At 68.0% G+C, this 13,063-nt stretch carries 18 protein-coding genes; 11 read left to right on the top strand and 7 right to left on the bottom strand.

Features of this window, described 5'->3' with window-relative positions; all coding sequences use genetic code 11:
• Positions 1-85 precede the first annotated feature (85 nt).
• A complete protein-coding gene (locus G406_RS0112715; RefSeq protein WP_028934131.1) occupies positions 86-1,045 on the top strand; it encodes a MerR family transcriptional regulator in 960 nt (319 codons plus the stop codon).
• Positions 1,046-1,058: 13 nt separating this feature from the next.
• On the opposite strand, the gene G406_RS0112710 is transcribed toward G406_RS0112715, so the two are convergent.
• A complete protein-coding gene (locus G406_RS0112710; RefSeq protein WP_156934823.1) occupies positions 1,059-1,604 on the bottom strand; it encodes an LppU/SCO3897 family protein in 546 nt (181 codons plus the stop codon).
• 114 nt (positions 1,605-1,718) lie between these two features.
• On the opposite strand from G406_RS0112710, the gene G406_RS0112705 reads away from it, so the two are divergent.
• The 3 genes from G406_RS0112705 to G406_RS0112695 are packed head-to-tail and all read left to right on the top strand — an operon-like array spanning position 1,719 to position 3,740.
• On the top strand, positions 1,719-2,561 hold the full coding sequence (locus G406_RS0112705; protein WP_028934129.1) for an oxidoreductase: 843 nt from the start codon (positions 1,719-1,721) through the stop codon (positions 2,559-2,561).
• Positions 2,561-3,163, top strand: a complete 603-nt coding sequence (locus G406_RS0112700; RefSeq protein ID WP_028934128.1) for a TetR/AcrR family transcriptional regulator — start codon at positions 2,561-2,563, stop codon at positions 3,161-3,163. Before G406_RS0112705 ends, G406_RS0112700 begins: the two co-directional genes overlap by 1 nt.
• A gap of 13 nt (positions 3,164-3,176) precedes the next feature.
• Positions 3,177-3,740, top strand: coding sequence for a GNAT family N-acetyltransferase (locus G406_RS0112695; protein WP_028934127.1), 564 nt, complete (start codon positions 3,177-3,179; stop codon positions 3,738-3,740).
• Here the strand turns inward: G406_RS0112695 and G406_RS0112690 are convergent.
• Positions 3,715-4,041, bottom strand: a complete 327-nt coding sequence (locus G406_RS0112690; RefSeq protein ID WP_028934126.1) for a hypothetical protein — start codon at positions 4,039-4,041, stop codon at positions 3,715-3,717. The genes G406_RS0112695 and G406_RS0112690 overlap by 26 nt on opposite strands.
• Before the next feature lie 57 nt (positions 4,042-4,098).
• On the opposite strand from G406_RS0112690, the gene G406_RS0112685 reads away from it, so the two are divergent.
• The gene (locus G406_RS0112685; protein ID WP_028934125.1) at positions 4,099-4,434 is read left to right on the top strand and encodes a YnfA family protein; all 336 of its coding nucleotides are present in this window, start codon (positions 4,099-4,101) and stop codon (positions 4,432-4,434) included.
• Between the two features lie 98 nt (positions 4,435-4,532).
• Here the strand turns inward: G406_RS0112685 and G406_RS0112680 are convergent, their stop codons facing one another.
• Positions 4,533-5,228 (bottom strand): SDR family NAD(P)-dependent oxidoreductase, encoded by a 696-nt coding sequence (locus G406_RS0112680; RefSeq protein WP_028934124.1) that lies wholly within the window; start codon positions 5,226-5,228, stop codon positions 4,533-4,535.
• Between the two features lie 82 nt (positions 5,229-5,310).
• On the opposite strand from G406_RS0112680, the gene G406_RS0112675 reads away from it, so the two are divergent.
• Positions 5,311-5,892 (top strand): TetR/AcrR family transcriptional regulator, encoded by a 582-nt coding sequence (locus tag G406_RS0112675; protein WP_028934123.1) that lies wholly within the window; start codon positions 5,311-5,313, stop codon positions 5,890-5,892.
• Here the strand turns inward: G406_RS0112675 and G406_RS0112670 are convergent.
• Positions 5,851-6,462: a TetR/AcrR family transcriptional regulator gene (locus tag G406_RS0112670; RefSeq protein WP_028934122.1), complete on the bottom strand. Its 612-nt coding sequence runs from the start codon at positions 6,460-6,462 to the stop codon at positions 5,851-5,853. The genes G406_RS0112675 and G406_RS0112670 overlap by 42 nt on opposite strands.
• A gap of 103 nt (positions 6,463-6,565) precedes the next feature.
• Between G406_RS0112670 and G406_RS0112665 the strand changes: the two genes are divergently transcribed.
• The gene (locus G406_RS0112665; protein ID WP_028934121.1) at positions 6,566-7,681 is read left to right on the top strand and encodes an FAD-dependent oxidoreductase; all 1,116 of its coding nucleotides are present in this window, start codon (positions 6,566-6,568) and stop codon (positions 7,679-7,681) included.
• Here the strand turns inward: G406_RS0112665 and G406_RS0112660 are convergent.
• Positions 7,675-8,256 carry a TetR/AcrR family transcriptional regulator gene (locus G406_RS0112660; RefSeq protein WP_028934120.1) on the bottom strand — a complete coding sequence of 194 codons (582 nt, stop codon included), beginning with the start codon at positions 8,254-8,256 and terminating at the stop codon, positions 7,675-7,677. The two genes, G406_RS0112665 and G406_RS0112660, sit on opposite strands and share 7 nt — an antisense overlap.
• 97 nt (positions 8,257-8,353) lie before the next feature.
• Between G406_RS0112660 and G406_RS0112655 the strand changes: the two genes are divergently transcribed.
• From G406_RS0112655 to G406_RS0112645, 3 genes are all read left to right on the top strand, one after another.
• Positions 8,354-8,545: a DUF4177 domain-containing protein gene (locus tag G406_RS0112655; protein WP_028934119.1), complete on the top strand. Its 192-nt coding sequence runs from the start codon at positions 8,354-8,356 to the stop codon at positions 8,543-8,545.
• 222 nt (positions 8,546-8,767) lie between these two features.
• Positions 8,768-9,433, top strand: a complete 666-nt coding sequence (locus G406_RS53915) for a hypothetical protein (protein WP_051342006.1) — start codon at positions 8,768-8,770, stop codon at positions 9,431-9,433.
• Positions 9,434-9,544: 111 nt separating this feature from the next.
• Complete coding sequence (locus tag G406_RS0112645) at positions 9,545-10,501, top strand: hypothetical protein (protein ID WP_156934822.1); 957 nt, start codon at positions 9,545-9,547, stop codon at positions 10,499-10,501.
• On the opposite strand, the gene otsB is transcribed toward G406_RS0112645, so the two are convergent.
• Positions 10,498-11,328, bottom strand: coding sequence for a trehalose-phosphatase (otsB, locus tag G406_RS0112640; RefSeq protein WP_028934117.1), 831 nt, complete (start codon positions 11,326-11,328; stop codon positions 10,498-10,500). The genes G406_RS0112645 and otsB overlap by 4 nt on opposite strands.
• Before the next feature lie 116 nt (positions 11,329-11,444).
• On the opposite strand from otsB, the gene G406_RS0112635 reads away from it, so the two are divergent.
• A complete protein-coding gene (locus tag G406_RS0112635; protein ID WP_028934116.1) occupies positions 11,445-11,912 on the top strand; it encodes a VOC family protein in 468 nt (155 codons plus the stop codon).
• Between the two features lie 13 nt (positions 11,913-11,925).
• Here G406_RS0112635 and G406_RS0112630 read toward each other — a convergent pair whose 3' ends face one another.
• The gene (locus G406_RS0112630) at positions 11,926-12,987 is read right to left on the bottom strand and encodes a sodium:calcium antiporter (protein ID WP_028934115.1); all 1,062 of its coding nucleotides are present in this window, start codon (positions 12,985-12,987) and stop codon (positions 11,926-11,928) included.
• Positions 12,988-13,063 lie beyond the last annotated feature (76 nt).

The raw sequence follows: 13,063 nt of genomic DNA, 5'->3' as shown, positions 1-13,063 counted from the left end.
CTCCTTCTTCTCTCAGCGGTTCGGGGCACGTTCGGCTTGACTTTGCCCTACGGGGCAAGGTTTAGCGTTCGTCGAGGTGAGCGGAATGCGGATCGGTGAGGTGGCCCGTCGGGCGGGTGTGACGACAAAAGCGGTGCGCTACTACGAGTCGCTGGGGCTGATCGCACCTGGACGACTGGCCAACGGCTACCGGGACTACGACGAGCACGACGTGCGGCTCACCCGGGAGATCCGGGTGCTGCGCGGTCTCGGAATCCCGGTCGAGCGCACCCGGCCGTTCCTGGAGTGCCTGACGGCCGGTCATCGGCACGCCGACGACTGTCCGGCGTCGCTGGCCGGCTACCGGGACGCGATCGACGAGCTCACCCAGCGGATCGAGGGACTCACCGCCCGCCGGGCGGTGTTGATCACGCATCTGCGACAGGCCGCTCACCGCGGCAGCCAGGCCGCACCGGCCGACCGAGGAGAGGACCCGATGACCGACTACACGAGCCTGCCCACCGACCTTCCCGTCCCCGAGGACGACCACGCGACCGATCATCTGCCGGGAACGACGCTGCCGCACCTGGAGCTGTCCGGCACCGACGGCGCGATGGTCCGCCTCGATGCGCTCGGCGCGGGTCGCACGGTGATCTACGTGTACCCGCTCACCGGACGCCCCGGCGTCGACCTGCCAGAAGGCTGGGACTCGATCCCCGGAGCGCGCGGCTGCACTCCCGAGGCCTGCGGCTTCCGCGATCACCACCAGGATCTTCTCGCCGCCGGCGCCGGGCGCGTGTTCGGCCTGTCCAGCCAGGAGACCGACTACCAACGTGAGGTCGTCGAGCGGCTCCACCTGCCGTTCCAGATGCTCTCCGATCCGCACCGGAGCCTGGCCCGCGAACTCGGCCTGCCCACGTTCGAGGCGGGCGGGCTGATGCTGTACCGGCGGCTGACCCTCGTCGTCCGCGACGGCATGGTCGAGCACGTGTTCTATCCGGTGTTCCCCCCGAACGAGCACGCCGAGCAGGTGCTGGCCTGGCTTCGGGACCATGCCCTGTCCTAGCCGCAATGCCGGGTCACGGATTGGTGCAGACGGTCATCGCCGGCTCGGGAAAGCTCCGGTAGCTCGACGTGTCGCACACCGCGCCGTCGGGGCTGTCCCTCGGGACGACCTTCACGACCTGGTACCTGCCCGGGCACGCGGTGCGTAGGTCGCTCGCGTCGTAGCAGGCGCCCTCGACCCAGTTCGGGACGTAGCAGACGGTGTAGCTCGGCGAGAAGTTCGACACCACCGAGATCGAGGAGTGGCTGGGGTCCGGGCACGCCCCCGCCGCGTTCTTCGACACATGGGTGACCCGGGCACCCGCGTCCGGGGCCGCGCAGTCACGCTTCTCGTACCCGGTCTGGTCGGTGGAGGTCGTCGCGCTGACCTTCGCGCAGTCACCTGGCTGCGCCTGAGCAGCATCGTCGGTGGTGTAGCTGACGGCGTAGACGACTGCGACCACGACCAGGCTGACCACGACGATCCCCACGACGCCGAGGATCCGCCACAGCCGGCTGCGCCGCCGAGGCTCCTCAGGGTTGGGCCGGCCAGTGGCCTGTGTCTCGTCTGACGTGGTCACGGCAGCCCCTCCTCGCACGGGAACAACAACAAGGTCGGCCGAAACGGTGTGACCGTTACAACACTAGAATCAACGCAGTGGCAATAAAAATCTGCACTGTGTAGATTTTGGGACATGGAGAAGCAGAACTGGTTCATCACCGGGGTCAGCACGGGCCTGGGGCGCGCGTTCGCCGAGGCCGCGCTGACCGCGGGGCACACCGTCGTCGGCACGGTCCGCTCGGAGCGGGACCTGGCGGCGTTCGACGAGTTCGAGGGCGCTCACGGCCGCATCCTGGACGTGACCGACGAGGCCGCCGTGTCGAGCGTCATCGCCGAGGTGGAGAACAGCGTCGGCCCGTTGGACGTCGTCATCGCCAACGCCGGCTACGGCCTGGAGGGCACCTTCGAGGAAACCCCGCTGGACGAGGTGCGGCGGCAGTTCGAGGTCAACGTGTTCGGCGCGGTGGCGACCCTGCGCGCGGCGCTGCCGCACATGCGCCGACGGCGGCGCGGGCACCTGATGGCCGTCACCTCCATGGGCGGGCTCATGGCGGTGCCCGGCATGTCCGCCTACTGCGGCAGCAAGTTCGCACTGGAGGGCATTCTCGAGGCGCTTGGCAAGGAGGTCGCGCAGTTCGGTATCCACGTGACGGCCATCGAGCCCGGTTCCTTCCGCACCGACTGGGCGGGACGGTCCATGACCCGCACCGCACGAACCGTCGACGACTACGACGAGTTGTTCGCCCCCATCCGCGACGCGAGGCGGAAGGCCAGCGGCAACCAGCTGGGCGATCCGGTCAAGGCCGGCGACGCCGTCGTGCACATCACGTCGGTCGAGCGCCCGCCCGCCCACCTCCTCCTCGGTTCCGACGCACTGCGGTTGGTCACCACCGCGCGCACCGCCGTCGACCAGGACATCTGTGCGTGGGAGGCGCTCTCCCGCACCACGGACTTCGCCGAGGGTGCACAGCTCTGATGCCCGCGCGGAGCAGGCGCGGCACCGAACGCAAGGGCGACGTCCGGGAACGAGCCATCCTGGACACCTGCGAGGCGCTGCTCGCGCGGAAGGGCTACGACGCCATGACCGTCGGCGACGTCGCCCAGGGCGCCGGCATCACCCGAGGCGCCCTGTACTTCTACTTCGGCTCGAAGCAGGAGGTGGTCACGGCCCTCGTCGCGCGGACCGTCGAGCACCTGTGGGAGCGATCCCGGAGCACCGCACAGGCCGACGAGCCGCGCCAGGCCATCGCGGCGGCCATGCGGCGCACGGTCGAGCTGTGGAGCGCGCACGGCCTGGTCATGCGCACGGCGATCGATCTGTCGTTGACCGTGCCGGAGATCGGCGAGCTGTGGGACCACACGGCTGACCTGTTCATCTCCGCCATCACCAGCGTCCTGGAGCGGGCGGGCGTCCAGACCGGCGGCGACCCGACACAGGCTCCGGCGATGGCCCGCGCCCTGTGCTGGATGATCGAACGAACCTTCTACCACGCGTCCCAGGATTCCCCCGAGACACTGCGGGAGGCGTCGGCGACCTGTGAACACATCTGGCTGACCAGCGCGGGCCTGACCGCGTGAGGAGACCACGCCGTTGACCGAAGACCTGCCGGCCTGGCCGGCCACGCCACCCGCGCACGGCCCGGTCCTGCTCAGGAAGTTCACCGACGAGGACGTTCACCTGGCCCGTGAGCTGGGCGAAGACCCCTACATCCCGCTCATCGGGAGCCTCCCGGAGCGTCCGTCGGACGCGCAGGCGCTGGACTGGGTCCGGCGCCAACTCCGACGACATGCCGAGGGCGCCGGGTTCTCCTTCGCCATCGCCGACGCCGGCAGCGACAGGGCCGTCGGCGCGATCGGGCTGTGGCTTCGTGAGCTGCCCTCGGGTCGCGCCACGGCCGGCTACTCGATCTCGGACGAGCACCGTGGACGAGGTCTGGCCGGCGACGCGTTGCGGGCGCTCACCACGTTCGCGTGGACGATCCCCGCCCTGCACCGGGTCGAGCTGTACATCGAGCCGTGGAACAGCGGCTCGATCCGTACCGCGGAAACAGCCTCCTACCAGCGCGAAGGACTGCTGCGCAGCCATCAGGAGATCGGCGGCACCAGACGCGACATGCTTCTCTACGCGGCTATCCGCGCCGATCCTGCTCGCTAGCGGCCGCGAGGACGACGATGCCGTCGAGCACCTCCACCCGGCTCGCCGGCACCGTCACATCGAGCAGGACCCGGCCTGTCTCGACGGAGACGACGAACTCGAAGAACGAGCAGCACGCGGTCTCTCGCGCCGCCAGGTCACGCACCGCCACCGCGTCACCGCCGGCGAAGGTCAACCGGACGTGGCAGGGACCGTCGCGCCGCACATCGACCGCGCGCGGGAGCAACGCCTCGAACTCGGCCGCACGTATCGGGCGTTCCGCCGTGGGCAGGGTGCAGCTCGTCGGAATGTCGAAGACCATCACCGGGCTCCCGCATCTCGCAGTCGCCTCCACGGTAACCCTGGTTAGGGTGCCGCTGTGACCGTGCTGCGTTCGATCGGACTCTTCGTCCTCGCCGCCGTCGCCGAGATCGGCGGCGCGTGGCTGGTCTGGCAGGGCGTCCGGGAACAGCGCGGTCTGGCCTGGATCGGTGCCGGAATCGTCGCGCTCGGCCTCTACGGCTTCGTCGCGACCCTGCAGCCCGACGCGAACTTCGGCCGCATCCTCGCCGCGTACGGCGGGGTGTTCGTGGCCGGTTCCCTCGCGTGGGGCATGGTCCTCGACGGCTACCGCCCCGACCGCTACGACGTCGTCGGCGCGGCCGTGTGCCTCGTCGGCGTCGCCATCATCATGTACGCCCCCCGAGGGGTCTAGCCATGATCACCACGGTCTGGTGGCTGTTTCGCGCCGGAAAATCTGCCACCACGCCGTGGTGATCATGAAGCCCGGTCCACCGGCGAGCTGAACCGGCGCTACCACGGGACCGGCTCGCCGTGACGGTCCAGGAAGCGCAGGCCGGGAGCACCCGCCTGTGCCTCCAGGACGTCGACGACAGCCGGGATGCTCTCCCACGCGGTGAGCGGCGCGTCGGGCCCACCCAGCTGGGTGCGGTTGTGGCCGGGGTCGATCAGCAGCTTGGTCCTGCCGTCCTCGGCGCAGCGGGTGGCGTAGCTACGCATCAGCTGGTTGAGCGCCGCCTTGCTCGCCTTGTACAGCTCGAATCCGCCCTCGACGTTGCGCGCGATGCTGCCCTGCTCGGAGGACATGACCGCGACCGTTCCACCCGGCACGACCAGGTCGCGGAGTGACTCGACGACGCGTAGCGGGCTCAGCGCGTTGGTGATCATCACCTCGGTGAACATGTCGGTCGGGACGTCGCTGATCGGCAGGTCGCCCCGGTCGATCGCGGCGTTGACGAACACCAGGTCGAGCGTGCGGCCGGTCAGGCGCGCGCGCAGGGCGGCCAGCTGTTCGGTGCTGGTCATCTCCAGCGATTCGATCGTCAGCCGTCCGGGTGAGGCGTCGGCGAGTGCCTGCAGTTCGCCTCCGCTCCGGCGTGTCGTGGCGGTGACCCGCCAGCCACGGCGGACGAGCTCGCCCACCAGTACGAGGCCCAGACCTCGGGAGGCTCCGACGACGAGTGCGTGGCGATCGCGAGTGGCGGACATAGTGACTCCTTCGGTGTGAGACCACCAAACTCTAGACTAGACGTTGCGTCTAGACAATGACCACGACCGGTATCGTGCCCCCATGCCCGCGAGCCCCCGGACGCGCTCCGGCCCCCGGCGTGACGAGGCCGCCCGCCTGGCGGTACTCCATGCCGCCGACGACCTGCTGGCCGAACAGGGTTTCGGCGCCCTGACCGTGGAGGCGATCGCTCGCCGGGCAGGTGTCGCCAAACAGACGATCTACCGCTGGTGGCCCTCGAAGGTCGACATCCTCCTCGACACGTTGATCGAGGACAGCACCAAGAAACTGCCCGTCCCGACGGAGCACCCGACGGCGGACAGCATCCGGGGCTACCTGCGCGGATTCGCCCGGTTCGTCGGCGAGGACCCCGCCGGCGCGGTTCTGCTCGCGCTGCTCGCCGAGGCGCAGCACGACCCTGCCACGGCCGCGCGCTTCCACGAGCGCTATCTCGACCCACGCCGCGCCCAGGAACGCGACATGCTCACGGCCGGGGTCCAGGCCGGGGAGATCTCGCTCAGGCTCGACCCCGACACCACGATCGACGCCCTCCTCGGCCCGATCGTCTATCGCGCGCTGAGGGGGGCGAGCATTCCTGTCGACCTACTGGACACCCTCACCGACGACCTGCTCGACTCCGGCTGACCCACCCGTCGGTGCGAGCACGCGGAGCATCCCGGCGACCACGTCCTCCACCGACGGCGCACCCTGGGCCTCGATCGGTAGCTGGTACCTCAAGCCGTCGAGGAGACACATGCCGAACGCGCCGACCGTGCGCACCGCCTCCTCGTCGACGGTGTCCTCGTCGACGTCGAGCACTTCGGCCGCCATCCCCCGACGACCGAGCCCGAGACCTTTGACCAGCTCCGCGCGAATCTCGGGAGAATGCTCAGCCGCGACCGCCGCCTCCCGGCTCGCCAGCCAGAGCTGCCGGTGCTCGAGGTGGTGCGCGATGGTGTCGGCCAGCACTGCCGCCAGCCGCTCGACCGGGGACCCCTCGGTCTGCCGCCTGCCGTCCCGCTGCGAATCCGCGAGCTCACTCATGGTCTGGACCATCGCGGCGCTGAGCAACGCCTGAACCGAACCGAAGTGGTAGCCGATCGCCGCGAGGCTGGTGCCTGCCTCCGTCGCGATGTCACGCGCCGTCGTACGTGAGTAGCCCTTCGAGTACAGGCAGCGCCGTGCACCGGCCAGCAGATCGTCCCGGTTTCCCATGCGGAGCATGCTAGCCCACATTTGAGACGAACGTCTTGCACATTTGTCTCAGACATTCGTACAGTCAGTCTCGAGACCACTGATCGGCCTTGGGGAGGAACAGATGAGAACGGGAAACGTCCTGGTGTCCGGAGCCGGCATCGCCGGTGTGTCCACCGCGTACTGGCTGGCCAGGCACGGGTGGCGGGTGACGGTGGTGGAACGCGCACCGGCGCCGAGGGCCGGTGGACAGGCGATCGACGTCCGAGGGTCGGCGCTGGGCGTCGTCGAGCGCATGGGGGTACTCGACCAGGTGCGGGGCGCGCGGACCGCCATCCGGGGAATGAACATGGTGGACGCGGCCGGCCGCGAGCTGATGCGCGACACCGGCACGACCCTGACCGGCGGCGTCATCGCCAACGACGACGTCGAGCTCATGCGGGACGACCTCAGCCGCATCCTGACAGAGGCGATCGGGCGGACCGTCGAGTTCCGGTTCGGCGATTCGGTCACCGCGATGATGCAGGACGACAGCGGGGTCGACGTCACCTTCGAGCACGCGCAACCACGCCGGTTCGACCTGGTCGTCGGCGCGGACGGGCTGCACTCGCAGGTCCGGGCGCTCGCATTCGGAGCGGAGGACCGGTTCGCGCATCCGCTCGGCCGGCACATCGCGATCTTCAGCTCGGAGAACTTCCTGGACCTCGACCACTGGCAGACCGGCCTGCGAACCCCGGACCACCTGGTCGTCGTGATGAGCGCGCGGCACAACACCGAGGCTCGGACGATCCTCAACTTCCGGTCCACCTCGGACACCCCCGGACATCGGGACACCCAGCGGCAGAAGGAGTTCCTCGCCGAACACTTCGCCGAGGTCGGCTGGGAGCTGCCCCGGCTGCTGGACGCGATGTGGCGGGCGCCGGACTTCTACTTCGACCAGATGTGCCAGATCAAGCTGACGAGCTGGTCCGCGGGCCGGATCGTGCTGGCCGGCGACGCCGCGCACTGCGCATCACCGATGTCCGGCCAGGGCACGAGCCTCGCGCTGGTCGGCGGCTACGTGCTGGCCGGCGAGCTGAGCACCGCCGACGACCATCGCGCGGGGTTCGACGGCTACCGGCGGGCAATGGCCGGGTACGTCGCCGCGAACCAGGCGTTGGCCACGCGGGACGGAGGTGCACTGTCGAGGCCGGACGCGCTGGCCGAGGCCTCACACGCGATCACCCTCGCGGACTACTGAAACCCCTTGACCGCGATGTCCAGCACAGCGTCGACCTGGTCCTCCTCCAGCGGCCGGGTGTGCAGCAGCAGCCGGTAGTAGATCGCCCCGTAGAGCATGTCGATGAGCGCCTGCTCGTCGGCGTCGGCGCGCAGCTGACCATGCTGCCTCGCGCGCGCGAGCCGCTCACGGCACGCCACGATGGCCGGTTCGATGACCGTGTCCAGGTGGGCGCGGGACAGCGCGGGGTCGGACTGCGCGGCGGCGATCAGCCCCTGGTAGACGGGCCCGACCTGGGTCGACCCGAGCAGCCGGGTGACCCCTTTCATCTGGGTGCGCAGATCCTCGACGAGGTCGTCGGAGTCCGGGAAGCTGACGACCGAGGAGAGGCTGTCGTCGAGTGCTTCGAGCGCGACGGCGCCCTTCGAGGGCCACCACCGGTAGATCGTCTGCTTGCCGACACCCGCTCGACGGGCGATCGCCTCGATCGAGACCTGCTCGTAGCCCAGCTCGCTGATCAGATCGACGGCGGCCGCCAGGATCGCCCGACGCGAATGCTCATTGCGCCGGGTGGGATCGGGCGTGGACGGCGTCATCGAGAAAGCATATCGCAGACGAGACGGATCGTCTTGACGCGAGACGAACCGGCTCGTATCGTTGCGGCTCGCAACCGACGACGAGGGAGATCGACGCATGGCCGCGCAGTGGGAGTACAAGGTGGTCGTCCACAAGTTCGGTTGGAAGGGCTTCAAGTACGAGCAGATCGAGAAGGACCTCACCGATCTCGGCCGCGACGGCTGGGAAGCGGTCAGCACCGTCTCACCCAGCACGGGCGCGGGCCAGGCCATGGACCTGGCAGTAATCCTGAAGCGCCCAGCCTCGTGAGTGATGAGGCCGCCTACCGCGTAGCGGCGCCGAAGGCGTAGCCGGTCTACGCACTCACGACAGCTTTTCCGTCGTGAGTGCGTAGACCGGCTACAGGCGGCCTCAGCACTCACGAGCCCTCCGCACCCCAGAAAGGGCTGAGCCCCGCTACGCCGAGCGCGGTACCCCTGAACACTCCCCAGGACCGACGACACGAGCTCCGCCCGCGCGCAGGCTGGCCCGATGGCCGTCATCGAGACCCCAGGCAGCACACGACCCGACACAGACCCACGACTGAGGGCTGGCATCGGGTTCGTCGTGGTGTTCCTCGCCGGGCTGGCGCCGACGTTCGGCACCTATCCGACCCCCACCAGCACCCCAGCCCAGGTACTGGCCTACTTCAGCGGCCACCACGTGGTGACCTCGATCAACGAGCTGAGCCAGGCGGTGGCGGCCGTCGGGCTCGTGGTGTTCACCGCGGGTCTGGCCGCGACGTTCGGTGGCCGTGCGGCGCCCCAGCTCGTCGCCGCCGGCACGCTCGCGGCGAGCGCCCTGTTCGTCGGCGCGGCGCTGTTCAACGTCCTGTCCCTGCCCGAGCTGGCCGACCAGCCCGCGCTCGCCGCGGCGATCTACCACCTCGGGTTCATGATCGGCGGTCCTGGACACGTCGTCGCGCTGGCCGTCCTGATCGGCACCACCGCCATCGCCGGGCGACGCTCCGGGCGACTGCCCGGCTGGCTGACCGTCGCGGGGTTCGTCATCGCCGCGCTGGGCCTGCTGTCCGCGCTGAACTTCGCCACCCCGATGCTGCCGTCGGCACTCGTGGTCCCGTTCATCCCGGCGGGCCGCTTCCCCGGCTACCTGTTCCTCGCCGCGACCGCGGTCGTCCTACGACGGGAACGCACCTGACTCATCCGACCCACGCAACACCACTTCTCATGTAACATAGATCACCTTGTCGGCGACTCATCCCAGGTCAACACCCAGCGATCGCGTCCGCTACTGCGTTCGGAGTGCATCTTGACTCAGGATGGATCCATCGTCGTCGATCTTCTGGTCAACGTGGCAGCGAACATCATCGCCGCGTTCGTCGTCGGCTTCATCGCACTGGCAATCCTCACCGGATATCGGAGTCGAGGGGTCCGTCGGTTCTTCGGCGTGGCCAGCGGCGGCAGCAGCATCAAGATCTTCCTGTCGACCATTGCGGTCAACCCGGGAGGAACGCGAGGAACAGCCGAGATCAAGGAAGGCTTTCATGGCGACGCCATGACCGAGCTGGAATACAAGCACGCCCTCGAGTTCGCGGCTCTAATGCGCAGCGGCTCTTTCTCCTGGATCCTGACCACCATATTCGGCACCCGTTCGGGCGCGGACCGGATACTCTCGACGATCGAGCACAGCCCTTCATTCCGCCAGAACACGAGAGTGACTCCCGGCGGAGAGGTCTCCTACGACTCGAACGCGATCTCGGCGAGCCTGCGCGAGAACACCTGCACCATCCTCATAGGTGGCCCGATCTACAATCTACTCACCCATCACATCTTTCGGCATCGCCCCAAGAACGCCGATGACATGCGGTTCTTTGAGTTCATCCGCCGGAACGATCCTGACGGAAAAGCACTCCGCGGTATCCGAGCCCTGGGCGTCTACCCGCGCGACTACATCCGAACCGAAGGAGAAGACCACATAGAAGACTACTTCGTGGTCTGCCGCCTCACCGTCGAGAAGAAGAAGAAAGTATTCGTGTGCGCGGGCACCTGCACGGCCGCGACCGCCGCGGCGGTCGACCAGCTGACGGACTGGCGGAAATTCGAGAAGTACGGCACCAACGACTTCGGCGTGCTGTATCGCATATTCCTTCCCCGGGCATCAACAGGGTTCGAGTCGAGCGCACAGGGCCGGGAGTCGGATCCCGACGATGCCACGGCGATGGAATGGGTCTGCGACTTCAAGCGGAAGCCCCCGAAGCAGCTCTAGCGCAACTCTGCACGTAGCAGCCTCAACAAGCGGCAGAGGACGTCCGGTGACTCGACGAAGATGTCCGCCGCCGCCTGGACCTCCGGCACGACGGTGTCATTGCCCACCCCGACCGCCAGCGGCGAGAAGTCGTCCTTGCCGGCCGCTGCCGCTCGACGTGTCAGATAGTCGAAAGCGGGCAGATCTCCGAGGTCGTCCCCGCAGTACCAGACGCTCGACAGTTCGGCGGACCACTTCTCCAGTGTGGTTCCCTTGTCGACTCCCAGGTCCGGCTTGAGCTCCACGGCCAGACGCCCGGGCTGCACCTTGACGCCCCATCTCGACCGGGCCGAGACCGCCCAGTCCTCGACCTCGGACCGTTTACCGGGATCCGCCCGGTAGTGCAGACCCACCGACAGCTTCTTGTCCTCGATGTACACACTTCCGGACAATTCGTCGCGAGCCGCGGCCACGATCAGCGGCACGATGTTCAGCCACTCGCGGGCCTCAGGCACCACCGTCACGTCGCCACCGCGGTCGGCCTGCTCCAGACCGTAGAGCCCGAGGATCGTCAGCTTCTCCACCGACCCCAGGCGCTTCCACAGGAATTCGGCCGGCCGGGAAGAGATCACCGCGACCACGGCCACCCCAACTGCCAGATCGCCGAGAAGCGCCGGGATCTCCGGCAGTGGCTCGACCGTCTCCGGATCGTTCTGGATGTTCGCCAATACGCCGTCGAAGTCGAAGAAAAGGCCGGCACAGGCGCGGTTCGTCACGACCGAACCGATGGCGCGCCGTGCAATCGAATCGTCCGCCAAGTCACTGACCTGCAGGATTCTGGTGGCCACAGCAGGACTGTACCCAGCACGGGCAGACAGTGATAGCGGCGAACCCGATGAGTTGCGCTCGCGGGCCGGGTCAGTACCTCGACCGATGTGCTCACGGCGATCTCAGGAGGAATCCCATGACCGACACCGCGTTCACCACGTGCCTATGGTTCGACACCCAGGCCGAAGAGGCGGTCGGCTTCTACGTCAGCGTCTTCAAGAACTCCTCGGTCGGCAGGGTCCTGCGCCAGGGCGAGGCGGACACCGTGCTCACGGTCGAGTTCGAGCTCAACGGGCAGAAGTTCGTGGCGCTCAACGGGGGACCCATGTTCACGTTCAACGAGGCCGTGTCGTTCCAGATCCCGTGCGCCGACCAGGACGAGGTCGACCACTACTGGTCCCGGCTGATCGACGGCGGCCAGGCGAGTGCCTGCGGCTGGCTCAAGGACCGGTTCGGCGTGTCCTGGCAGGTCGTGCCCACCCAGCTCATCGACATGCACCACGACCCGGACCCAGAGAAGGCCCGGCGTGTGATGGAGACGATGCTGACCATGGTCAAGCTGGACATCGCCCCACTCGTGGCCGCCTACGAGGGCACGTCCTGAACGGATTCACCGCTCAGCTGAATAATGCGAGAACAAGCGCAAAAGCGACATAGAACCCGGCGGCAATCGCCAGCCTAATCGGGGTCAGCCGACTGAAGCGCAGCAGAATCAGCAGGTATCCGATTGCCGCGATCGTGGCGATTCCGGCGAGTACCAGGGGAGTGTCGAACAGCCACGGGGTGAAGAGCAGGCCGAGGCCGGACGGGATGGTCGCCTGGATCATCATCGAGCCGGAGATGTTCGCCAGGGCGAGCTGGGTCTTGCCCTGGCGGACCCAGATGAGGGCGTTCATGACCTCCGGCAGCTCCGTGGCGACCGGCGCCAGCAGCATCGCCACCACCACCGGTGACATGCCGAGCGCGGGCCCGGCCCATTCGAGCTGCTGGACGAACAGCCGCGAGGCCTCGAAGATCAGGACGAGCGTGAAGCCGGTCTGCAGGAACACGGCCCACTTGGCCGGCGTCGCGCGCTTCGGCTGCAGCTTCAGCGGTGGGAGATCCGCGGCGGACACTTCGCTGCCGCCGCGCAGCTCACGCCAGAAGTACACCGCGTAGAGAGCGAAGAACAGCAGTCCCAGCCAGGGCTTGATGGCAAACGCCACCAGGCCGAGACCGACCTTGACCACGAATATCGAGAGGAACCAGGTCTGGTCGCGCGCCAGTCGCCTGGTGTTCACACCCTGGATTCCGAGCGGGCGCGCCGGAAGCACCGAGGGACGTTCCGAACGGCCGCCGCCTGCCATCGCGTCGGCGAGCGGAATACTGCCGGACGACCTGCGCCGGGTGACCAGAAGCGTCACCCCGACCGCCGCGTAGGCGATGGTGCCGACGACCAGCGGACCGCCCATGGCCGCACCGACACCGATCTCCGCGCCGTGCTCCCCGCCACCGAAGGTGACCGCGACCAGCGTCACCACGCTTTCCGGCAGTGCGGTGCCGACGGCGGCGAGAACGGTGCCGACCGCCATCGATCCGACGTTCAGCTGCAGACCCAACCATTCGACGGAGTTCACGAACCATTCACACGATAGATAGATCACCACCGCGCAGACCAGCAGCATCAGAACATGCAGCACTACTTCTCCCTCCCAGCTCCACCACCATTTCAGGCGTTTCATTGTTTTCGCAACCGCTGCAAAAAGTGAGGCACGC

It is taken from the genome of Actinospineispora spinosispora DSM 44797, assembly GCF_000429025.1.
Lineage (GTDB): Bacteria > Actinomycetota > Actinomycetes > Mycobacteriales > Pseudonocardiaceae > Pseudonocardia > Pseudonocardia spinosispora.
This window is presented reverse-complemented; position numbering and strand designations above follow the sequence as displayed.